Origin of the sequence: Bacillus sp. FSL R5-0523 (genome assembly GCF_037975295.1) — a bacterium.
Classification (GTDB): domain Bacteria; phylum Bacillota; class Bacilli; order Bacillales; family Bacillaceae; genus Bacillus; species Bacillus subtilis.
On sequence record NZ_CP150251.1, the window covers coordinates 964,880 to 986,013 of the forward strand.

The 21,134-nt window shown below is 42.2% G+C and carries 25 protein-coding genes; 21 read left to right on the forward strand and 4 right to left on the reverse strand.

The annotated features are described in order from the left end of the window. Window positions 1–5: 5 nt before the first annotated feature. From trmL to NYE53_RS05040, 17 genes are all read left to right on the forward strand, one after another. A complete protein-coding gene (gene trmL / locus NYE53_RS04960; protein ID WP_003233442.1) occupies window positions 6–488 on the forward strand; it encodes a tRNA (uridine(34)/cytosine(34)/5-carboxymethylaminomethyluridine(34)-2'-O)-methyltransferase TrmL in 483 nt (160 codons plus the stop codon). A 125-nt stretch (window positions 489–613) separates the two neighbouring features. Then, window positions 614–1,255: a YhbD family protein gene (locus NYE53_RS04965; RefSeq protein ID WP_339247554.1), complete on the forward strand. Its 642-nt coding sequence runs from the start codon at window positions 614–616 to the stop codon at window positions 1,253–1,255. Further along, the gene (locus NYE53_RS04970; RefSeq protein WP_339247556.1) at window positions 1,246–1,959 is read left to right on the forward strand and encodes a polymer-forming cytoskeletal protein; all 714 of its coding nucleotides are present in this window, start codon (window positions 1,246–1,248) and stop codon (window positions 1,957–1,959) included. Before NYE53_RS04965 ends, NYE53_RS04970 begins: the two co-directional genes overlap by 10 nt. A gap of 11 nt (window positions 1,960–1,970) precedes the next feature. After that, window positions 1,971–2,678 (forward strand): polymer-forming cytoskeletal protein, encoded by a 708-nt coding sequence (locus NYE53_RS04975; RefSeq protein WP_161476344.1) that lies wholly within the window; start codon window positions 1,971–1,973, stop codon window positions 2,676–2,678. A gap of 349 nt (window positions 2,679–3,027) precedes the next feature. Further along, the gene (gene prkA / locus NYE53_RS04980) at window positions 3,028–4,923 is read left to right on the forward strand and encodes a serine/threonine protein kinase PrkA (RefSeq protein WP_003239626.1); all 1,896 of its coding nucleotides are present in this window, start codon (window positions 3,028–3,030) and stop codon (window positions 4,921–4,923) included. A 179-nt stretch (window positions 4,924–5,102) separates the two neighbouring features. Continuing rightward, entirely contained in the window at window positions 5,103–6,281 is a 1,179-nt protein-coding gene (yhbH, locus tag NYE53_RS04985; RefSeq protein WP_003233432.1) for a sporulation protein YhbH, read from the forward strand. 159 nt (window positions 6,282–6,440) lie between these two features. Beyond that, a complete protein-coding gene (locus NYE53_RS04990) occupies window positions 6,441–6,905 on the forward strand; it encodes a MarR family transcriptional regulator (protein ID WP_003233431.1) in 465 nt (154 codons plus the stop codon). A gap of 35 nt (window positions 6,906–6,940) precedes the next feature. Further along, window positions 6,941–7,606 (forward strand): HlyD family efflux transporter periplasmic adaptor subunit, encoded by a 666-nt coding sequence (locus NYE53_RS04995; protein WP_014476241.1) that lies wholly within the window; start codon window positions 6,941–6,943, stop codon window positions 7,604–7,606. A 40-nt stretch (window positions 7,607–7,646) separates the two neighbouring features. Then, window positions 7,647–9,245 (forward strand): MFS transporter, encoded by a 1,599-nt coding sequence (locus NYE53_RS05000; RefSeq protein ID WP_003233429.1) that lies wholly within the window; start codon window positions 7,647–7,649, stop codon window positions 9,243–9,245. Window positions 9,246–9,267: 22 nt separating this feature from the next. Then, window positions 9,268–9,798, forward strand: coding sequence for an NAD(P)H-dependent oxidoreductase (locus NYE53_RS05005; RefSeq protein ID WP_003233428.1), 531 nt, complete (start codon window positions 9,268–9,270; stop codon window positions 9,796–9,798). 12 nt (window positions 9,799–9,810) lie between these two features. After that, window positions 9,811–10,185, forward strand: a complete 375-nt coding sequence (locus NYE53_RS05010) for a hypothetical protein (RefSeq protein ID WP_003233427.1) — start codon at window positions 9,811–9,813, stop codon at window positions 10,183–10,185. Next, entirely contained in the window at window positions 10,185–10,340 is a 156-nt protein-coding gene (locus NYE53_RS05015; protein WP_003233426.1) for a hypothetical protein, read from the forward strand. The genes NYE53_RS05010 and NYE53_RS05015 overlap by 1 nt, the downstream gene beginning before the upstream one ends. Before the next feature lie 4 nt (window positions 10,341–10,344). Next, complete coding sequence (locus NYE53_RS05020; RefSeq protein WP_339247560.1) at window positions 10,345–11,106, forward strand: hypothetical protein; 762 nt, start codon at window positions 10,345–10,347, stop codon at window positions 11,104–11,106. A 2-nt stretch (window positions 11,107–11,108) separates the two neighbouring features. Next, window positions 11,109–11,474 (forward strand): GntR family transcriptional regulator, encoded by a 366-nt coding sequence (locus NYE53_RS05025; RefSeq protein WP_003233424.1) that lies wholly within the window; start codon window positions 11,109–11,111, stop codon window positions 11,472–11,474. Between the two features lies 1 nt (window position 11,475). Further along, entirely contained in the window at window positions 11,476–12,174 is a 699-nt protein-coding gene (locus NYE53_RS05030; protein WP_339247562.1) for an ABC transporter ATP-binding protein, read from the forward strand. A 16-nt stretch (window positions 12,175–12,190) separates the two neighbouring features. Beyond that, entirely contained in the window at window positions 12,191–13,108 is a 918-nt protein-coding gene (locus NYE53_RS05035; protein ID WP_339247565.1) for an ABC transporter ATP-binding protein, read from the forward strand. Then, complete coding sequence (locus tag NYE53_RS05040) at window positions 13,101–14,042, forward strand: ABC transporter permease (protein WP_014663313.1); 942 nt, start codon at window positions 13,101–13,103, stop codon at window positions 14,040–14,042. Before NYE53_RS05035 ends, NYE53_RS05040 begins: the two co-directional genes overlap by 8 nt. A gap of 91 nt (window positions 14,043–14,133) precedes the next feature. Here the strand turns inward: NYE53_RS05040 and cspB are convergent, their stop codons facing one another. Further along, window positions 14,134–14,337: a cold shock-like protein CspB gene (gene cspB / locus NYE53_RS05045; RefSeq protein ID WP_003224086.1), complete on the reverse strand. Its 204-nt coding sequence runs from the start codon at window positions 14,335–14,337 to the stop codon at window positions 14,134–14,136. Between the two features lie 435 nt (window positions 14,338–14,772). Here cspB and NYE53_RS05050 point away from each other — a divergent pair, with 435 nt between their 5' ends. Continuing rightward, on the forward strand, window positions 14,773–15,603 hold the full coding sequence (locus NYE53_RS05050) for a MetQ/NlpA family ABC transporter substrate-binding protein (RefSeq protein WP_339247568.1): 831 nt from the start codon (window positions 14,773–14,775) through the stop codon (window positions 15,601–15,603). Between the two features lie 2 nt (window positions 15,604–15,605). Here the strand turns inward: NYE53_RS05050 and dgcK are convergent, their stop codons facing one another. Beyond that, window positions 15,606–16,685 carry a diguanylate cyclase DgcK gene (dgcK, locus tag NYE53_RS05055; protein WP_015383186.1) on the reverse strand — a complete coding sequence of 360 codons (1,080 nt, stop codon included), beginning with the start codon at window positions 16,683–16,685 and terminating at the stop codon, window positions 15,606–15,608. Between the two features lie 172 nt (window positions 16,686–16,857). Between dgcK and tcyP the strand changes: the two genes are divergently transcribed. Then, complete coding sequence (gene tcyP, locus NYE53_RS05060; protein WP_003244685.1) at window positions 16,858–18,249, forward strand: L-cystine transporter TcyP; 1,392 nt, start codon at window positions 16,858–16,860, stop codon at window positions 18,247–18,249. Between the two features lie 39 nt (window positions 18,250–18,288). Here tcyP and NYE53_RS05065 read toward each other — a convergent pair whose 3' ends face one another. After that, window positions 18,289–18,735, reverse strand: coding sequence for a hypothetical protein (locus NYE53_RS05065; protein ID WP_339247571.1), 447 nt, complete (start codon window positions 18,733–18,735; stop codon window positions 18,289–18,291). A 149-nt stretch (window positions 18,736–18,884) separates the two neighbouring features. On the opposite strand from NYE53_RS05065, the gene NYE53_RS05070 reads away from it, so the two are divergent. Together NYE53_RS05070 and NYE53_RS05075 are read left to right on the forward strand one after the other, a co-directional pair. Continuing rightward, the gene (locus tag NYE53_RS05070; protein WP_326223866.1) at window positions 18,885–19,460 is read left to right on the forward strand and encodes a YhcN/YlaJ family sporulation lipoprotein; all 576 of its coding nucleotides are present in this window, start codon (window positions 18,885–18,887) and stop codon (window positions 19,458–19,460) included. A 120-nt stretch (window positions 19,461–19,580) separates the two neighbouring features. Then, window positions 19,581–20,549, forward strand: coding sequence for a hypothetical protein (locus NYE53_RS05075; RefSeq protein ID WP_339247576.1), 969 nt, complete (start codon window positions 19,581–19,583; stop codon window positions 20,547–20,549). Here the strand turns inward: NYE53_RS05075 and NYE53_RS05080 are convergent. Further along, window positions 20,481–21,134 carry a spore coat protein gene (locus NYE53_RS05080; RefSeq protein ID WP_009966881.1) on the reverse strand — a complete coding sequence of 218 codons (654 nt, stop codon included), beginning with the start codon at window positions 21,132–21,134 and terminating at the stop codon, window positions 20,481–20,483. The genes NYE53_RS05075 and NYE53_RS05080 overlap by 69 nt on opposite strands.

The following is a 21,134-nucleotide window of genomic DNA, read 5'->3' on the forward strand; positions in this document are numbered from 1 at the left end:
CAGAGGTGAACATTGTGGCATTACATGTCGTTTTATATCAACCAGAAATTCCCGCTAACACAGGGAATATTGCACGTACTTGTGCAGCAACCAATACAACGCTACACCTGATTCGTCCGCTCGGCTTTTCAACGGATGATAAAATGCTGAAGCGTGCCGGACTCGATTATTGGGAGTTTGTTAACGTTGTGTATCATGATTCGTTAGAAGAATTGTTTGAGGCATATGAAAAAGGCCAGTTTTTCTTTATTACAAAATTTGGCCAGCAGCCTCATACATCATTTGATTACACTGATCTTGACGAGGATTATTTCTTCGTGTTCGGAAGAGAAACAAGCGGTTTGCCAAAGGATTTAATTCAAAATAATATGGACCGCTGCCTGCGTCTTCCGATGACAGAGCACGTCAGATCGTTAAATCTGTCCAATACTGCCGCGATTCTTGTTTATGAAGCGCTGCGCCAGCAAAATTACCGTGATTTAAAATAGTGAAAAAACCCGCTCATCGATGATGGGCGGGTTTTTTTGCAGATGTTGAAATGCTTTGTTTCGTTTTTGGGCTTAACAACGTAACAGTGTTATGTTACAATGTACCCATCAAAGGAGCTGGACTTATGGAAGAACAATTAATCTCTAAAAAAGAATTACTTGAAAGAACATCGATTTCATACGGTCAGCTGTATCGATGGAAGCGGAAAAACTTAATACCTGAGGAATGGTTTATTCGTAAATCCACATTTACAGGGCAAGAGACGTTTTTTCCGAGAGAGGAGATTTTAAAACGTATATCAATGATTCAAAAGATGAAAGAAAATTTGTCTTTGGATGAAATGAGGGAAATGCTGTCGCCGAAAATGAAGGATGTCAGCATGACCGCTGATGAATTGCTTCATAAAGGTTTGGTTTCAAGGCCTGCTCTTGAAGCCTATTCAGAAGACGGAGGAAGTCCGATTTTCTCATCCAGCGATTTGCTTTCGCTGTATGTGCTTGAGGGACTGCTGCAGTCTGGAAATGTCAGCCTTGCAGAAGCAAAAATGGCTGCAGAGGTATTAAAGAAGCATGATACTGAAGAGATTGAAAAACAGACGGAGCTGATTGTGCTCCGCAAGCTCGGTGTCACAACTTGTTTTATAGCGGCTGCGGCGGACAGCATTTTGTTTGAATCATCCGTAAAGGTTGTGGAACGGGTAGATTTATTAAAAGCTTCAGAGGAATTAAAAACAACATTTATGCAGGAGGGCCATCAATGGATGTAGTGGAAAAGCTGGTGATAAACGGATCAGGAAGTTCAAAGGGAGGAACATTTCAATCTGTTGAGATTAATGGCAGCGGGACAGTGGCCGGGGACGTGGAGTGTGACACTTTTTCTTTTAATGGAAACGGAAAAGCCGACGGCAGCGTCAAAGCGAAAGCGGTAACCATCAGCGGTTCAGGAAAGATACATGGAGACGTTGAAGCAGAATCTATCCGGATGAATGGCACTGGTTTTATTCAAGGAGAGGTATCTGCAAAACAATTGAAAATCGCTGGATCATCAACATTTGGCGGCACTGTCAAGGCTGACGGCATTGACATTAGCGGAAAAGCTGTCATGGAAGCAGATTGTGAAACAGAAACCTTTCAATCAGAAGGGAAATGCAAAATCAGCGGGCTTTTAAATGCAGACCAGGTGATCATTAAGCTTTCTGCAGGGGAAAGCTATGTGCGGGAGATCGGCTGCCTCCATCTTCAAGTGACCTGCAGAAAAGGAATGCTGACATTGCTCAGATTGATGCCGCAGCCTGTTCTAACAGCAGAGCTGATCGAAGGTGACGTGATTGAATTGACAAATACAAAGGCGAAAACCGTGCGCGGAAATAAAGTGGTCATCGGCCCGGATTGCCAGATTGAAACCGTCGAATACAGTGGGGACTATACCTGTGATCCAAGCGCGTCGGTTGAAACATCCACAAAGTTGTAAGGAGGATCGTAATGGAGACAACAAAACTGGGAAATTTAAAATTATATGGCGCTGGGCATGCCGCAGGAGGCGCGTATCACAATGTCAGCATCAAAGGAGAAGGTGTAGTTGGAGAAGGGCTGTCTGCTGTAGGCTGCCGCATATACGGAACGGGCCTTTTTCTCGGAAAAGCAGAGACTGAGCGGCTGCGTGTGCTCGGAGAAAGTGAATGTAAAGGCGATCTGACAGCCGGCAAAATCAATATATATGGGACAATGAAAGTCAGCGGTTCACTTCAATTTGATCGATTCAATCTGAAAGGCCAGACTGAAATTGGCGGGAATATGACTGGAGAATCCTGTGATGTGAAAGGGAAGCTTAGCGTAAAAGGTGATTGTGAAACAGAAATGTTCCATGTCACAGGCTGTGTTGATGTATCGGGGTTATTAAATTCGGGTGAGATCAAGCTGGGATTGAGCCATGATATAAGCCATGTGCAGGAAATCGGCGGAACAACAATTACAGTGAAAAGACGCGCGAGTTTTTTTAACCGGAAGAAAGGGAAACTGATCGCCGATGTCATAGAAGGAGATCGGGTTTATTTGGAGAATACCGAAGCGGCAGTTGTCAGGGGAAAAGAAGTGATCATCGGGCCGGGATGCAGCATCGGAACAATTGAGTACGAAAACAAATATGAATGCGATCCGCATTCACAGATTAAAGAAAAAACAAAACTGTAAAACATTGTTCTGTTATACAAAAAGGGTGCTCTTTCAGGAGCACCCTTTTTTATTCTTTTCCAGGCTTGCTTTCGTATCCTGCGGTAAAAATTGATACTAAAAAAGTGACAATGACACCCATCATGATGATTGTTTTCACCGTCTCTCCCCCTCTTCAATTTTTCCGTGCTGTCCGAGTCTGGATGATTCTGTATTTTTCTTTATTATGAACGGTCGCAGTCTGCCTTGTCAACGATGTATAAGTATCTTTATTTTTAAGAAACCAAAGCATGTATCACGAGATGGCGGCATAGATTGTATCAAAGTACCTTATTTGCATAGTGTATCAAACATGATAGAGGAGGTCCTTATGGATATATTAAAGAAAATTGAACAGTACAGAGAGGAAGAGCAGCGGCTGAAATGGGAAGGAACTTTCGCCGATTATTTGGAGATTATTAAAGAAAATCCGATGGTCGCGCAATCTGCTCATTCTCGAGTTTTTAATATGATAAAAGACAGCGGGATAGAGGAGATTGACGGACGCAAGAAGTACAGTTTTTTTGACCGCGAGCTGTTTGGGCTTGAAGAATCTCTGGAGCGTCTTGTGGAAGAGTATTTTCATCCGGCTGCCAAACGTCTAGATGTCAGAAAGAGGATTCTATTGCTGATGGGGCCTGTGAGCGGCGGTAAATCCACGCTGGTCACGATGCTCAAAAAAGGTCTCGAAGCGTACACGCTGACAGATAATGGCGCTGTATATGCGATTAAAGGCTGCCCGATGCACGAGGACCCTCTACATTTAATCCCCCATCATTTACGCGATGACTTTTACAGAGAATACGGCATTAGAATAGAAGGAAGTCTTTCTCCTTTAAATGTCATGAGGCTGGAGGAAGAGTACGGAGGAAGAATTGAGGATGTGAAGGTGGAGCGCATCTTCTTTTCAGAAGATAAGCGTACGGGAATTGGAACATTCAGTCCCTCTGATCCGAAATCTCAGGATATTGCCGATTTGACGGGGAGTATTGATTTCTCAACAATCGCCGAGTACGGTTCAGAATCGGATCCGCGCGCTTACCGATTTGACGGAGAGCTGAATAAAGCGAACCGCGGGATGATGGAATTTCAGGAGATGCTGAAATGTGATGAGAAATTTCTCTGGCATTTGCTTTCCTTGACACAGGAAGGGAATTTTAAAGCTGGGCGGTTTGCGTTAATTTCTGCTGATGAGCTGATCGTGGCTCACACGAATGAAACGGAGTATCGCTCATTTATTTCTAATAAGAAGAATGAAGCCCTGCACTCAAGAATCATCGTGATGCCGGTTCCTTATAATTTAAAAGTGTCTGAGGAAGAGAGAATTTATGAAAAAATGATCGCAGAAAGCGATGTGGCGGATGTTCATATTGCCCCGCATACGTTGAAGGTCGCCGCGATGTTCTCAATCCTTACCCGGTTAAAAGAGCCGAAGCGGTCGGATATTGATCTGGTCAAGAAAATGAGACTGTATGATGGAGAAAGTGTGGAAGGATATAATTCTGTCGACGTTGAGGATATGAAAAAAGAATATAATGATGAAGGCATGAGCGGCATTGATCCGCGGTACGTGATCAACCGGATTTCTTCAACGATTATCAGAAAAAATATGGAATCGATTAATTCTCTCGATGTTCTTCGCTCCTTAAAAGAAGGTCTTGATCAGCACCCATCAATTTCAAGCGAGGACAGGGAGCGGTATTTGAATTTTATTTCTGCCGCCCGCAAGGAATATGACGATATTGCGAAAAAGGAAGTTCAAAAAGCGTTTGTGTATTCATATGAAGAATCAGCAAAAACACTTATGGACAATTACCTCGATAACGTAGAGGCTTATTGCAATAAAAATAAGCTTCGTGATCCTTTGACAGGAGAGGAAATGAACCCTGACGAAAAGCTGATGAGATCCATCGAAGAGCAGATCGGCATTTCGGAAAACGCCAAAAAAGCGTTCCGCGAAGAAATTTTAATCCGCATCTCGGCCTATGCGAGAAAAGGCAAGCGGTTTGATTACAATTCCCATGAAAGACTGCGTGAAGCTATTCAGAAAAAGCTGTTTGCTGATCTGAAGGATGTCGTTAAAATTACGACCTCAACAAAAACGCCGGATGAGCAGCAGCTGAAAAAGGTAAATGAAGTCGTGGCCCGTTTAATTGATGAGCACGGCTACAACTCGACGAGCGCCAATGAGCTGCTGAAATATGTCGGCAGCCTGCTGAACCGATAAGCAACGTGACCCGTCCGAATAGGGCGGGTTATTTTGTCCCATTTTCTAAATAGTTTGTCAATTAAACGTGCATATGTGCATATGATGAATATAAATCTTTTCGAAAGACTTGTTTCATAATCTGGCACAAGCCGGAATACGTATGTATCACGACCACAAATGGTTAAGGAGGGGAATTCATGTCCCAAAATGACAGCGGCCATTTTTTGATTTCTGAGGAAAACTGGTCCCTCCATCGCAAAGGCTTCGATGACCAGCAGCGCCACCAGAAAAAAGTGCAGGAAGCGATCAAAAACAATCTTCCGGACCTCGTAACTGAGGAAAGCATTATTATGTCTAATGGAAAAGATGTAGTGAAGATCCCAATCCGTTCACTTGATGAGTATAAAATCCGTTATAACTATGATAAAAATAAACATGTAGGGCAAGGAGACGGCGAGAGCCAGGTTGGAGATGTTGTGGCCCGGGATGGATCAGACAAAAAACAAGGGCCTGGAAAAGGGCAGGGTGCCGGTGATCAGGCAGGCGAGGATTATTATGAAGCGGAAGTTTCATTAATGGATTTAGAAGAAGCGCTTTTTAAAGAATTAGAGCTTCCGAATCTCCAGCAAAAAGAGCGGGACAATATCATTCATACAGATATCGAGTTTAATGATATCCGTAAAACAGGGTTAACCGGTAATATTGATAAGAAAAGAACGATGATGTCAGCCTTTAAACGAAACGCAATGTCAGGAAAACCGTCGTTCTACCCAATTTATCCGGAGGACCTAAAATATAAGACGTGGAATGACATCACAAAGCCCGAATCAAAAGCCGTCGTTTTAGCCATGATGGATACAAGCGGCAGTATGGGGGTTTGGGAAAAATACATGGCCAGAAGCTTCTTTTTCTGGATGACCCGTTTTTTGCGGACAAAATACGAGACTGTGGAAATTGAATTTATTGCCCATCATACAGAAGCAAGAGTGGTCTCGGAGGAGGATTTTTTCTCAAAGGGAGAAAGCGGCGGAACCATTTGTTCTTCCGTATATCGGAAGTCGCTTGAGCTTATTGATGAAAAGTACAATCCCGCCCGCTATAACATTTATCCGTTTCATTTTTCTGACGGTGACAACCTGACATCTGATAACGCGCGCTGTGTGAAGCTGGTCAATGATATTATGAAGAAGGCCAATCTGTTTTGCTACGGCGAGGTCAATCAGTACAACAGGCATTCAACGTTAATGTCTGCATATAAAAATGTAAAAGATGAGAAATTTAAGTACTATATTTTAAAACAGAAATCTGATGTTTTTCAGGCTCTAAAGAACTTTTTCAGAAATGAAGAGTCTGGTGTAAGCCATCAATTTTCGTAATGAAAAGCCCATTTCAGGGCTTTTTTTTATTTAATAAAAGCAAGAAAACGCTTGCGAAAAAAATACGGGAGAAAAAGAAATTTTTCCTTTGACAAATCTTCTTTCATTTATTAATATTTTATCTTGTGAACTATTATTGAGGAATGAGGTGAAAAGGAGTTGACTGAATCAGAACGTGCTTTGCTCACTTTTGAACAGCTCTTCGATACGTCTCGGGCGATATATAAAAAACAGAAGAAGATATTGGAGATTGTGCTTGAGCCTTTTGATATTACAGTCCTTCAATATTTGCTGATGTTTAAAATTCATCAAAGCGGAAGCACCCCGCTAAGCAAGCTGGCAATGTCGCTTGATCTTAAGCCTGCTTCTGTGACGCGGATGACAGATATTCTGTATAAGCGCCAATTGATGAATCGATATGACAGTCCGGATGACCGCCGTATCGTCATGATTCAGTTAACCGAAGAGGGGGAAGAACTGATAGAAAAAGCCGCTGTGCAATATGCAAAAATGGGTGCCGGCTTGTACCAAAAGCTTGATACCTCCCAGCTGCAGTATTTGCGCAAACTAGCCGGAAGCTTAACGAAGCTTGCTGAAGGCTGTTCAGAAAAAAGCGGTAATTAAAAACTTCTCACATATTTTCACCAGCTTTCCGCAAAATGATAGAGGATGAAACGAAAGGAGAAAACAAAATGAACAGAGGACGTTTAATTCTGACCAACATTATCGGTTTGATTGTTGTTCTTGCAATTATAGCTGGAGGTGCTTACTACTATTATCAAAGCACAAACTACGTAAAAACAGATGAAGCAAAAGTAGCGGGCGATATGGCTGCTATTACTGCTCCAGCAGCAGGTAAAGTATCTGACTGGGATCTGGACGAAGGAAAAACAGTGAAAAAAGGCGACACAGTTGCAAAAATCAAAGGCGAACAAACTGTTGACGTAAAATCCATTATGGATGGAACAATTGTGAAAAACGAAGTGAAAAACGGACAAACCGTACAAGCTGGTACAACAATTGCACAAACGATTGACATGGACAACCTATACATCACAGCAAATATTAAAGAAACAGATATTGCGGATATTGAAGTAGGAAATAGTGTAGACGTAGTAGTTGACGGAGACCCTGATACTACATTTGACGGTACTGTAGAAGAAATTGGTTATGCGACTAACTCAACTTTTGATATGCTTCCTTCTACAAATTCAAGCGGAAACTACACAAAAGTAACACAAAAAATTCCTGTGAAAATTTCAATCAAAAACCCATCTGATAAGGTGCTTCCTGGAATGAATGCATCTGTTAAAATTTCTGAGTAAAACAGATCAGTCATCAAACCATGAAAGGAGGTTGTCTTAGATGGCTACAGGCAAAGAAAAAAATGCAAAAAACCCTATGTCATTGCTGATTGTGCTAATGGCGGGTTTATTTTTGGCAATTCTAAACCAAACACTGCTTAATGTTGCAATGCCGCACTTAATGACTGAATTTGGCGTAAGTGCAACGACGATTCAGTGGCTGACAACAGGTTACATGCTTGTTAACGGTGTATTGATTCCGTTATCTGCTTTCCTGATTACACGATTTGGCCAGCGGAGTCTCTTTCTCGTCGCGATGTTTTGTTTTACGCTCGGTACGTTAGTCTGCGGTATCGCACCTAACTTCTCTACAATGCTGATCGGCCGTTTGATTCAGGCCGTGGGCGGAGGTATCTTGCAGCCGCTCGTTATGACAACCATTCTGTTAATTTTCCCGCCTGAAAGCAGGGGGAAAGGAATGGGGATTTTCGGGCTAGCGATGATGTTTGCTCCAGCGGTCGGCCCGACTCTTTCCGGGTGGATTATTGAGCATTATACATGGCGCATTATGTTTTACGGACTTGTGCCGATCGGCGCAATTGTTATCATTGTGGCTTTCTTCATCTTTAAAAATATGGTGGAGCCGCAAAAAATCAAACTCGATACTCTTGGCGCAATCCTCTCGATTGTCGGATTCGCCTCCTTATTATACGGAGTCAGTGAAGCCGGATCTGACGGCTGGACCGACCCGATTGTATTGTCTACAGTTATTATCGGAGCCATTGCAATTGTTGCTTTTGTTGTTCAGCAATTGCGTCATGATGATCCGATGCTTGATTTCAGAGTGTTTAAATATGACATTTTCTCACTCTCGAGTGTCATTAATATCATTATAACAGTGGCACTTTACACTGGTATGTTCCTTTTACCGATCTATCTGCAAAACCTGGTCGGCTTTACGGCGCTTCAATCCGGTCTGCTTCTGCTTCCGGGTGCGATCGTTATGCTGATTATGTCACCGATCTCAGGTATATTGTTCGATAAATTCGGACCGAGACCGCTTGCGATTATCGGGCTTCTCGTGACAGTGGTAACAACCTATCAATACACGCAATTGACAATTGATACACCATATACACACATCATGCTGATCTATTCAATTCGTGCATTTGGTATGTCTCTCTTAATGATGCCAGTCATGACAGCCGGGATGAACCAGCTTCCTGCCCGTCTGAACAGCCACGGAACGGCGATGAGCAACACGCTTCGCCAAATCAGCGGATCAATCGGAACAAGTTTAATTACGACGATTTATACAAACCGGACGACATTCCATTATTCACAAATTGCAGATAAAACAAGCACGGCGGACCCGAACTTCCTCCATGCGTTCCAAAATGCAGTTTCGAATTTAATGGTGAATATGAATGTGTCTTATGATACGGCGAAAACATATGTGTACTCACATATTTATAAACACGCGTCACTCGATTCCAATGTCATGGGGATAAATGATGCCTTTATGTGGGCAACCTTATTCTGTGTAGCAGGTTTGATTTTAAGTATCTTCCTGCGTGACGTCAGAAAAGATAAATTGCGTAAGAAGAAAAAAGAGGAGCTTTCATTACTTCCTGCTCCAAAAGAAGCTAAGGAATCTTAATCTGTACAGGGAGGTTTCCTGAATGAAAATTTATGTAGTGTATGATAGTGAAGGCGAACATACTAAAGTGCTTGCAGAAGCAATTGCTGAAGGCGCGCGAGAAAACGACGCGGCTGAAGTGTTCATCGACCATGTAGATCAGGCTGATATCCGCAAGCTTAAAGATATGGATGCGATTATTTGGGGATGCCCAGGGCATTTCGGAACAATCAGCTCCGGTCTTAAAACTTGGATCGACAGACTTGGCTACTTGTGGGCTGAAGGCGAGCTGATCAACAAAGTCGGTGCTGTCTTCTGCACAACGGCAACAACACACGGCGGCTTGGAAATGACAATGCACAATTTAATCACGCCGATGTTCCACCAAGGCATGATTGTTGTCGGACTGCCTGGCAACGTGCCTGAAAACGCACTTTATGGCTCTTATTACGGAGCAGGTGTCACTTGTCCGGTAGACAGTGATGAGTTAATGTCTGAGGAAGGTATTCAGCTTGGACGCGCGTTGGGAAGACGTGTCAGCCAAGTCACAGGAAACCTAACAGCAGGACAGTAAGGAGAGGTTGAAATGGCCATTATTATAGCAATAATTGCTGCTGTCATTGTCATTGCGGCCCTTATTACATTTAACGTCCGCAACGCCTCACCTGGACCTGAGAAGCAAGAAGCAACCGATAGAATCGCACCTCCAGAAGAGGAAAAAAACGAAGCGCATTACCCTGCTGAAGCAAGGGCTGCCGAGCATACGCCATCCGTTGTCAAAAACGATTCTCCAAAAGAGAAGCGTGACACAATGGGTGATGATATTTACAGGCAGGCGCTGCAAAAGTTTAAGCATTCTGATGAAGTTCATGCAGAAGAAGAGGTCACTGAGGAAAGTGACAAAATGCAGGACCGCAGCTATCGTGATGCGCTGCTCTCTATGAAAAATAAGAAAAAGTAATGAAAAAGGCAAATCCGTTTACTCATGCGGGTTTGCCTTTTTTGCTGTTTCCATCAATTATGTTTTTATCAAATAAATCCATGGAATATGTTGTATTCCACCTTGATCTAGTGTACTATGTTACTCATACACCGAGGATTTTTTCCGGGAGGTAAAGACATGAATTCTTTTTTAGGTTTATTAAAGAAAGATATCAAGCTTTCAAGAATGTGGCTGCTAGTATGGATATGTGGAATCATTTTCTTATTGGGAACAGGCCATATTATAGCTTCTCGCACGAAAGAACCTCTAGTCATTTTTGGTTTTTTTGTTGCAGTTGCTTTTTTTCTGCTTTTCTTATCTCCTGTTTTTGTGTTTTATCACCTTCGCAAGGAAGGGAAATCACAGCTTTGGCTGTACAATCCAAATGGCGGCTTATGGCTGTTTTCTTCTAAATTGGCAGCATCTTTGCTCTATCAATTTGTAATTCAGTTGGCATTAACAGCCTATGGCATATGGATGTATCATATGCTCTCTGTAAAAAATCTGCTGGAGCATCAAGTTGATATAACGAGTACAGTGGCTTTGCTGAATATGTATGGGCTTATTTCTTCGTTAGATATGTCAGTAACAGTCATTGTGTTTTGGACTGTTTTTCACTCTCTCAGAAATTGGCGCGGAATGCGGTGGGCTGCGATGGTTCTGTTGGTTGCAGTGTGGTTATTCTTCGATGAATACATCATAAGCCCTTTGGTTGAATCTCAAAAGCATTTCTGGCCTGTAACTGTCTATTCCAATTTTGATTTCCACTTCCACAATGTTTGGAGATTGGAACTAAAACCTATCCATCTGTCTGTGCTAGGGTTTCCTATTGCTATAGTCATCACGTTCTTGCTGCTCATCATGGCTTCAAAACTGCTTGATCGTAAAGTAGAGGTGTAAATATGGACAATCAATTCCAATCCTCGAAACCGATTTATCTGCAGATCGCTGATCAGATCTTTTATAGGCTGGTCAGGAAGGAGCTGCTCCCAGGAGACAAGCTTCCTTCAGTAAGAGAAATGGCGATTCAAACTAAGGTAAATCCCAATACAATTCAAAGAACGTACAGTGAGATGGAAAGGCTGGGTATTGTGGAGACAAGAAGAGGTCAAGGGACGTTTATTGCGGAAAAAGCAGAAATCGTAGACGAGCTGAAAGACAAGCTGACACGAGAGGTGCTGGAAGGCTTTGTCAAGCAAATGAAAGAGCTGGGGCTAACGAAAGAGGAAATGTTAGAAGGGATTAAAACATTCACAGAGGGAGGCTAAAATGGAAATCAAGCTAGAACATGTATCAAAAAAATACGGCCGCCATACGGCCGTCAATAATGTGTCAATCACCCTATCATCCGGACGGATTTATGGCCTGATCGGACCGAACGGCAGCGGCAAGTCAACGACCCTGAAAATGATGGCTGGCCTTCTGTTTCCGACTTCAGGATTTGTAAAAGTAGATGGAAAACAAGCTACGAGAGAAATGGTGCGTCAAACGGCTTATCTTACTGAGCTTGATATGTTTTATCCGCATTTCACTGTTAAAGATATGGTGAATTTTTATCAGTCGCAGTTTCCTGATTTTCAAACAGAACAGGCTTATAAGCTATTGAATGAGATGCAGCTGAATCCGGAAAAAAAGATCAAAAAGCTATCAAAAGGAAATCGGGGCCGGCTGAAAATCGTTCTTGCTTTAGCGAGACGGGCAGACGTCATCTTGCTTGATGAACCTTTTTCCGGGCTTGATCCGATGGTCAGGGATTCCATCGTAAACAGCCTTGTGTCGTACATTGATTTTGAGCAGCAGATTGTCGTGATCGCGACACATGAAATTGATGAAATTGAGACTTTGTTAGACGAAGTAATCATCCTCGCCAATGGAGAAAAAGTTGCGCAGCGTGAAGTAGAAGATATTCGTGAACAGGAAGGCATGTCTGTTTTGCAATGGTTTAAATCAAAAATGGAAGTTTGCTAGAAAGAGGAGGAATATGATGAAAACAGTGTTGGAATTGAAAAACGTGACTAAAAACATCAGAGGCCGAACGATCATTGATGATCTCAGTTTTACGATTCGTGAAGGCGAGGTATTCGGTTTTTTGGGACCAAACGGAGCGGGGAAAACGACAACCATCCGGATGATGGTGGGGTTAATGAAGCTGTCGAAAGGTGATGTCCTCATTTGCGGCCAATCAATTACGAAAGAATATGCCAAGGCGATTAAGCATATCGGAGCGATCGTTGAGAATCCCGAGCTGTATAAATTTTTGAGCGGATATAAAAATCTCCAGCAATACGCAAGGATGGTCAAGGGTATCACGAAGGAAAAAATTGATGAAGTTGTTGAACTGGTCGGTTTAACAGACAGAATCCACGACAAGGTGAAAACATATTCTCTGGGGATGAGACAGCGTCTTGGCTTGGCACAATGCCTTCTGCACGATCCGAAAGTGCTGATTTTGGATGAACCGACAAACGGCCTTGATCCGGCGGGGATCAGAGAAATCAGAGATCATTTAAAGAAGCTAACCCGAGAAAGAGGAATGGCTGTCATCGTTTCAAGCCACCTGCTGTCAGAAATGGAACTGATGTGTGATCGAATTGCGATTTTGCAAAAAGGAAAGCTGATCGATATTCAAAATGTAAAAGATGAAAACATTGATGAGAACGATACATATTTCTTCCAGGTTGAGCAGCCGAATGAAGCCGCTGCTGTTTTAAATCAGTACGATTTGCTGAGTAAGACAAATGGTGTAGAAATCAAACTGGCTAAAGAAGAAGTCCCTGCGGTTATTGAATTGCTGGTGATGCAGCAAATCCGTATTTATGAGGTCAAGGTCATAACAAAATCATTAGAGGACCGTTTCTTAGAAATGACAGGTGAAACAAAAGAGGAGGTTCAGCATGCTTAATTTGATTTATAATGAGTGGATCAAAATTTTCAGCCGTGCCGGAACATGGGTGATGATCGGAATTCTGGGGCTGACAATGGTTGGATTTGCATTTTTGGCGAATCATTTTTCTGCCGGTGAAGCAAATTCTCATTGGAAACAAGAACTTCAAGCACAAAACGCCGAATTAAAGAAAGAAATCAAAGACGATCCTTCACTGAAAGATGGATATAAAGAAATAATCACACTCAACAACTATCGCATTGAACATAACATCCCAAATGACACGGGCTATACTGTATGGTCTTATGTAACGGATTCAGCAGGTTTTACCATCCTTACCGGACTGTTTACCATTATTATCGCAGCCGGAATTGTCGCGAACGAATTTAATTGGGGAACCATTAAGCTGTTAATGATCCGCCCGCTCAGCCGTTTTCAAATTTTGATGTCAAAATATATTACAGTTCTCCTGTTTGGGTTCCTATTGCTGTTGATTTTATTTATCGGTTCTACTTTGTTAGGGTTGATTTTCTTCGGGACGGGTGGTGAAACCGCCGCGAATATTCATTTAATCTATAAGGATGGCCATGTCATTGAGCAAAACATGATGAGTCACTTGGCCACAACGTATCTTTCTGAATCCGTCTCGGCCTTAATGGTGGCGACGATGGCGTTTATGCTGTCTGCAGTATTCAGAAACAGCTCTCTTGCAGTAGGGTTTTCCATCTTTTTATTGGTTGCCGGTACGACAGCCACTGCATTTATTGCAGCGAAATTTGACTGGGCAAAGTATATATTGTTTGCTAATGTCGATTTAACTCAGTATGTGGATGGCACACCGTTAATAGAAGGGATGACTATGACGTTTTCTATCGTCATGCTTGCGATCTACTTTATCATTTTTCTGCTGCTTGCTTTTGGAATCTTCATGAAACGGGATATTGCAAACTAATCAAGAAAGCTGTTTTGCATAAGCAAAACAGCTTTTTTGTCAAAATAAAAACTGCAGGTTTGCACCTGCAGTTTTTCATATCAATATATGCTTACGCTTCTTTAGTAACGTTAGCAGCTTGTGGTCCGCGGTTTCCTTCAACGATTTCAAAAGAAACAGCTTGGCCTTCTTCTAAAGTTTTGAAGCCTTCGCCTTGAATAGCAGAGAAATGAACGAATACATCGTCTTGACCTTCTACTTCGATGAATCCGAAACCTTTTTCAGAGTTGAACCATTTTACTTTACCTTCTAACATGAAATTTCCTCCTAAAGCGATCATAACGCTTAAATTCACTATTCTTGCTCTTAACAAACTTTCAAGACGAAAACTCTTACAAAACTTTCTTCTTAAAGATAGTTCGAACAAAAATAATTACCTTTACTCTACCAGTAATCTTCAGAAAAAACAACTGCTTATTGAAATTTTTTTCGGAAAATACCATATTTATTTTTCAATTTGATATTTATTTACGGAAATTCATCTGTTTTCTCGATATGTGATCATACGTTTGCCTTAGTATTCCTTCATTTTGGGAAGATAAGTAATAGGAATTGACAACCTTATTGGATATGAGTAAGGTAAAAGTTAATCAATATTACAAATGACAACGTTTATCAACTAAGAGAGCGTATGATTTTTATGTCTGATATTGCTTGCATGCTCTAATACATAGATAGGAGTATGGTCACAATGAAAAAGTGGCTTATATGCAGTTTCGTCCTTGTTCTTCTCGTTTCATTTACTGCATGTTCACCGTCTGCAGAACATGAATCGATAAAAATCGGGATTGCTGAGTCTGACGGGGCAATATGGAACTATATTGCTCAAAAGGCTGAAGAGGCAGGGCTGGATATTCAGCTGATCCCTTTTTCTGATTATGCGGAGTCTGATATCGCACTCGCTAACAAAGAAATTGATGCCAACGCCTTTCAAACCATTTCATATTTTCAGGCGTTCACTCAAAAATACAAACTTAATTTGGCGCCGCTCGGGACGACATACATAACGCCTATGGGCATTTATTCAAAACGATATGACCGAATCCAAGATATACCGCGAGGAGCCGTCGTTTCTGTTCCGGATAAAGCGTTCGATTTTGGCAGGGCGCTTACAGTGCTCCAGGAAGCGGGTTTGCTAACGCTGAAAAACGGATTTAACGGAACAGGTTCAGTTGATATGATTAAAGATAATCCGAGACACCTGAAATTAAAAGCTGTCCGGCAACAGGATGCAGTGAGCGGTGCCGACGTGTTTGTCATGAAACCATCAGAAGCAAAAAAAGCGGGCCTGAACCCGAAAAAGCATACGCTAAAGAGCGGCGGACTCATGTCTGAGGAAGAGATGAATTTGATTGTTGTCAGAGCGGAGGATCAAGATCGGGAAGCGCTGCAAACCATTCTTGAGCTTTATCAAGCTGATGATACAGCGGCATTTATAGAAAAAGAATATCAGGGAGATCTTGTCCCGGCTTTTCTGCCTTTGAACCGTCTTTCAGATTGGAAGAATGAATTCGAACATTGAATTCATTCTTTTTTTTCTGAAAAACACACTCTGTTCCGTCCCGTTTCTTTCGCTTTGTAAAGCATTTGATCGGCAAGAATGGGCAAGGATCCTGGCTGTTCCGTATTATTGGGGTAATGAGCGGCCCCTAGTGATATCGTAACTGAAAGCTCTTCGCCGTTTGTTAATACAATCGGTGCATCACTTACAGTGCTCCTGATCCGTTCAGCGATCCGGGCTGCTTTATCAAGAGAACAGTTCGGCAGGAGAACGGCAAATTCTTCACCGCCGATCCGAGCGGCAGGATCTGTATTTCGGATGCTCTGCTTCAGACGTAACCCCAGCTCTTTGAGCACCTGATCTCCTTCATGATGGCCATATTGGTCATTGATGGTCTTAAAATGATCGATATCCATATAAATCAGTGCAAATTGAAAATGCGGGGTATCGGCCGCCTGCTGATACAGAGCTTTTGTGGTTTCTTCAAACTTTCTTCGGTTATACACGCCTGTTAAAAAGTCAAAGTGCGCCTGAAACTTATATTGTTTAAAAAGAAGATGTGCATTTGTTTCATGATCAATAATATATAAACTGAGCATGCCGCCCGCTATTGATATGATCCAAAAATACAAATGAAGTTCGTATGAATGTAAATCTATAAGAAAATAAAAGGAAAAGGAGATCAAGCTATTTGTGATGATTAAAAGATAGAAAGCATGTTTTAGTTGAACTTTTTTTCTTCTAGAAACAATGAGTGACGGAATGGCAGCGATACAAATGATAATAACCGAGTATAGTGCAGATGTGTTCATCGTAATCAGCAAGCGGCCTGCAGTGATCATGGCCAGGGCCGTTGCCGTTGAAACCCAGCCTCCATAAAGAGCGGCAATCATAATAGGGATATTTCGAAGATCAATAATTGAATGCTGATAGGTAAATCCAAAAACCATCAGAATAACCCCGAGCAAACCGCAGGCCAGTCCTTTAACAGCTTGAAAAGATATGCTGTCTTTTTTATGTACTAGCCTTTCTTTAAACAGGTGGGTGAAGAGATAATTAAATGTGATTAAAATGGTCAAATTTACAAACAGTTCTTTCAGCAAATATTATCACCCTTATATAAGGTACTAAAGATGGAAGGGAAAGAAAAGAACAAAAAAGGCATTATATAAGGTTTTTTTACTTGAATTGATAAGTTAAAATAATTCGCACTTGACCCATCGGAATTAGTGTAATATAGTAAATGAGAAAATTTGAAGGGAGAGTTTACCTGCTTTGGAGACTTTACTGGTTGTATTACATGTATTTATTTTATTTTTACTTATCTTAGGGCTCTTTGTTATGCAGAAAAAACATGTTTCCTTCTCTAAACGTGTATTTACTGCGCTGGGGCTGGGGATTGTATTCGGATTTGCTCTTCAGCTGATTTACGGCCCGACTTCAAATATAGTCATTCAAACAGCCGACTGGTTTAATATTGCCGGGGGCGGATATGTCAAATTGCTTCAGATGGTTGTCATGCCGCTCGTCTTTATTTCGATTCTCGGTGCATTTACAAAGCTGAAGCTGACAAAAAATCTTGGGAAAATCAGCGGTTTGATTATCGGGATTTTAGTAGCAACAACAGCAGTTGCTGCAGCTGTCGGTATCGCGTCCGCGCTTTCATTTGATCTGCAGGCGATTCAGGTTGACCAAGGAAGTACAGAGCTTTCACGGGGGCAGGAGCTTCAGCAGAAATCAGAGGATATGACAGCGAAAACGCTGCCGCAGCAGATTGTTGAACTGCTGCCTGGAAACCCGTTTTTAGATTTCACGGGAGCTAGACCGACTTCAACGATCGCTGTCGTTATTTTTGCCGCTTTCCTTGGAGTGGCATTCCTCGGCGTAAAACACAAACAGCCGGAACAGGCAGAAACATTTAAAAAACTGGTTGATGCCGTTTATGCCATTGTCATGCGTGTTGTCACACTCATTTTGAGACTGACGCCTTATGGGGTGCTGGCCATCATGACAAAAACAATTGCCACGAGTGATCTTGACAGCATTCTAAAACTGGGCATGTTCGTGATTGCTTCATATGCCGCGTTAATCACTATGTTTATCATTCATTTGCTGCTGCTGACGTTCAGCGGCTTGAATCCGGTGATTTATTTGAAAAAAGCGGTGCCTGTACTTGTATTTGCATTTACGTCAAGGTCTAGCGCAGGTGCTTTACCGCTGAATATTAAAACACAGAGAAGCATGGGTGTACCGGAGGGAATCGCAAACTTTGCCGGTTCGTTCGGTCTTTCGATCGGCCAAAATGGATGTGCCGGCATTTATCCTGCGATGCTGGCGATGATGATTGCTCCGACTGTCGGCCAAAATCCATTTGACCCGGTGTTTATTATCACTGTTATCGCAGTCGTTGCCATCAGCTCCTTCGGTGTTGCCGGAGTCGGCGGCGGAGCCACATTCGCGGCGCTTCTTGTTTTATCATCATTAAACATGCCTGTCGCGCTCGCTGGTTTGTTAATCTCAATTGAACCGTTAATCGACATGGGGCGTACTGCTTTGAATGTCAGCGGAAGCATGACATCCGGTCTTATTACAAGTAAGGTCACAAAGGAAATTGATCAAGGGGCATTTCATGATCAATCCAGAGTGATTGAAGCTGAAGAAGCGTAACATATGAAAACGTGTAATCCGACAGGATTACACGTTTTTTTAACGGCCGGGTTCTAAGTCCTCCAGCATTTCCATCATCGTGTTGTCGTCCATGACATTCATCGCGCTTTGTTCAAAATGAATGGGTTCAGCATAATGCGGCTGTCTTTTTTTCGCGGCTGTCTCAGTTTGCCTAGTTTGAGACTGTGTATGCTGATGCTGTGTTTGCTGCTGTCCTGCGTGCTGGTGCTGACTGCCATTTTGCCGCTGGCTTTGATGTTGCGAACGGTCCTGTTTATCCCCGCTGCTGCCGCCAAATGCTTGTTTGACTATGTTTCCTACATTAGAAGCATCAAATGTGTTATTTTCTGAATGTCGTCTGTTCATTTGTCCTGTGATAAACCCGCTGATTCTTTGGCGGATCTGAGGTGATAATGCAGCAATAAGCATAGTTGATCCTATGATCAATGCTGCGGGGCTGATTCCTCTTCGCTGGTTGAACAACATGATCCCTCCTTTGCAGTGTATTCATATTTTCCCCCTCGTTAGACAAATTAACCGTTATATTTCCCGGGAAAGCATTTCCTCCAGATTTGCATGCATAATTAAAGCCAGTTAGAAAAACCTATACGTAAAGTGATAAAGGAGGAATTCACATGCTTGGAAAAAAACAAGTCCTTGCGTCTGTGCTTCTTATCCCTTTGCTTATGACTGGCTGCGGTGTGGCCGACCAAGGTGAGGGCAGACGTGATAATAATGATGTAAGAAATGTAAATTATCGAAATCCGGCCAATGACGATATGCGCAATGTAAACAACCGGGATAATGTTGACAACAATGTTACTGATAATGTCAATAACAATAACAATCGTGTAAATGACGATAATAACAACGACCGGAAACTCGAGGTTGCTGATGAAGCAGCTGATAAAGTAACAGACCTAAAAGAAGTAAAGCATGCCGATATCATTGTGGCTGGAAATCAAGCCTACGTTGCAGTCGTTTTAACCAATGGAAATAAAGGTGCAGTAGAAGACAATTTGAAGAAAAAAATAGCCAAAAAGGTAAGATCTACTGACAAAAACATTGATAATGTTTACGTTTCAGCTAACCCTGATTTTGTAGAGCGTATGCAAGGATATGGAAAACGTATTCAAAATGGTGACCCAATCGCCGGATTATTTGATGAATTTACACAAACTGTACAGCGCGTATTCCCTAACGCTGAATAAATAAAAAAAGCCGCACAATTTGTGCGGCTTTTTCTTTGCGTTAATGACACACTGCGAACTCAGGCTGCATAGAGTAAAAATAAAAAGGTACAAGACGGACCGGCTCAGGGAGGGAGACGTTTGCGGGATGGCATAGGAAAGCGTGCGGCATCCGCTCTATTCCTGTGCGGAGTCCTTGTGATGCTGGCTGTAAGCTCAGCCATCGTATCAAGCGCGATGTATATCCTGTCTTTTCCAGGTCAGGTATCTGGAATAACAAAAGAACAAGTGACGAAGCACATGAAGAAAGAGTCATTCAAACAGGCCGATATTTATTACACTTCTAAGGAAAAGTCCTTACTGCCATTGACGAAAGAAACGCTTGAATATGCGGTCAGTATTAATCAGATTATGATTGGATATTCGAATCAAAAGCCTATTGACATTATTTTTTTTCCTAATGAAAAACAGATGGAGGCTTACTCCGGTTTATTGGATGTAGTCGGTTTTTATTCTGAACGGGAGCAGTTGATTGGACTGTTGCCTGAAGAGAAAAAGAAACTGTTAGAAGGGGACGAGGTAGCGGTTTATTTGTACCAGAGATTGTTGATTCATGAATACTCGCACCATGCGTTTCATCAGAAATTGAAGGAGCTTGAGACGGATCCCGATGAGTTTCCGTTATGGTTTCATGAAGGGTTAAGCGAGTGGATTGCGAACTATGAATTGCTCATAGATCCGATCACGTTTTCTGTCGTGCCCTTTGACCGTTTGCAGACTGATCGAGACTGGCAGGAAGCCAGAGCCGAATATGACACTGATGTCTATTTGCAAAGCTTTTATATGATCGATGAGCTGACGGACAAATATGGGAAAGACATTATTTCAGAAATGATTAAGGAAACAGCAAGAAAAGGGGACTTTGAAAAAGGGTTTAAATCAGCAACAAAGGAAAGTCTTGATCAATTTGAAAAAGATTTTAAGAAAAAATTCGAAAAAAACAGTGCGGCATTGGATAGTATCTATCCAATGCCTTTGTTATTAGTGAAGTCCTTGCTGGCCCATTCCGCCTTGTGTCGGAGGCATTTGTCCTTGGGCAGGGGCGAATGAATTTCTCAGCTGTTCCATATCCTGCGCATCAAGCTGAGGAACCTGGTAATAGCCGTGTTTGTTTTGGTATAGGAAAATTTCAAATGCCATTTCAACATACTCCTGAATTTGCGCAGACAGTACGCGTCTTACGGCCGGATTTGTCATTTCCAGAGAAGCCATCGTCAGCATAGAAGCTTGTGCTTTAATCGCGCAAAGCATTTGTCGGCTGATGATGCTGTCATCAATATCATTCATGGATTGAACAGGTTTTTTAGGCTGTGACGGCTGCATGCCGTAAACAGTCTGGTTGTCTTCCTTCATCATATAAGTTGCTGTTTTTTGTGAAGGTTCGCTTCCTGTTTTGAAGCATTCTGCAGTTATATTGTATTGAGATGTGATGAATTGATGTTGACGATCAAGGATGTTTAATAATTCTTGATCCTTACAGAATTGTCTCAGCATCATAAACTGATCAAGCACAGTAAGTGTTCCGGAAAGCACCTCATGCATATCAAACATTTCATGTCCGCCATGGTTTTTATGCGGTTTGCCAGGAATACCTTTGTTCATTTGGGATTGCTGCTGCTGATTGAACTGATCCAA

Bases quoted from the DNA above. Each gene is read 5' to 3' on its own strand.
- NYE53_RS04965 (WP_339247554.1), top strand. From the start codon at position 614: ATGGAAGAACAATTAATCTCTAAAAAAGAATTACTTGAAAGAACATCG.
- NYE53_RS04970 (WP_339247556.1), top strand. From the start codon at position 1,246: ATGGATGTAGTGGAAAAGCTGGTGATAAACGGATCAGGAAGTTCAAAG.
- NYE53_RS04975 (WP_161476344.1), top strand. From the start codon at position 1,971: ATGGAGACAACAAAACTGGGAAATTTAAAATTATATGGCGCTGGGCAT.
- prkA (WP_003239626.1), top strand. From the start codon at position 3,028: ATGGATATATTAAAGAAAATTGAACAGTACAGAGAGGAAGAGCAGCGG.
- yhbH (WP_003233432.1), top strand. From the start codon at position 5,103: ATGTCCCAAAATGACAGCGGCCATTTTTTGATTTCTGAGGAAAACTGG.
- NYE53_RS04995 (WP_014476241.1), top strand. From the start codon at position 6,941: ATGATAGAGGATGAAACGAAAGGAGAAAACAAAATGAACAGAGGACGT.
- NYE53_RS05000 (WP_003233429.1), top strand. From the start codon at position 7,647: ATGGCTACAGGCAAAGAAAAAAATGCAAAAAACCCTATGTCATTGCTG.
- NYE53_RS05005 (WP_003233428.1), top strand. From the start codon at position 9,268: ATGAAAATTTATGTAGTGTATGATAGTGAAGGCGAACATACTAAAGTG.
- NYE53_RS05010 (WP_003233427.1), top strand. From the start codon at position 9,811: ATGGCCATTATTATAGCAATAATTGCTGCTGTCATTGTCATTGCGGCC.
- NYE53_RS05015 (WP_003233426.1), top strand. From the start codon at position 10,185: ATGAAAAAGGCAAATCCGTTTACTCATGCGGGTTTGCCTTTTTTGCTG.
- NYE53_RS05020 (WP_339247560.1), top strand. From the start codon at position 10,345: ATGAATTCTTTTTTAGGTTTATTAAAGAAAGATATCAAGCTTTCAAGA.
- NYE53_RS05025 (WP_003233424.1), top strand. From the start codon at position 11,109: ATGGACAATCAATTCCAATCCTCGAAACCGATTTATCTGCAGATCGCT.
- NYE53_RS05030 (WP_339247562.1), top strand. From the start codon at position 11,476: ATGGAAATCAAGCTAGAACATGTATCAAAAAAATACGGCCGCCATACG.
- NYE53_RS05035 (WP_339247565.1), top strand. From the start codon at position 12,191: ATGAAAACAGTGTTGGAATTGAAAAACGTGACTAAAAACATCAGAGGC.
- NYE53_RS05040 (WP_014663313.1), top strand. From the start codon at position 13,101: ATGCTTAATTTGATTTATAATGAGTGGATCAAAATTTTCAGCCGTGCC.
- cspB (WP_003224086.1), bottom strand. From the start codon at position 14,337: ATGTTAGAAGGTAAAGTAAAATGGTTCAACTCTGAAAAAGGTTTCGGA.
- NYE53_RS05050 (WP_339247568.1), top strand. From the start codon at position 14,773: ATGAAAAAGTGGCTTATATGCAGTTTCGTCCTTGTTCTTCTCGTTTCA.
- NYE53_RS05065 (WP_339247571.1), bottom strand. From the start codon at position 18,735: ATGTTGTTCAACCAGCGAAGAGGAATCAGCCCCGCAGCATTGATCATA.
- NYE53_RS05070 (WP_326223866.1), top strand. From the start codon at position 18,885: ATGCTTGGAAAAAAACAAGTCCTTGCGTCTGTGCTTCTTATCCCTTTG.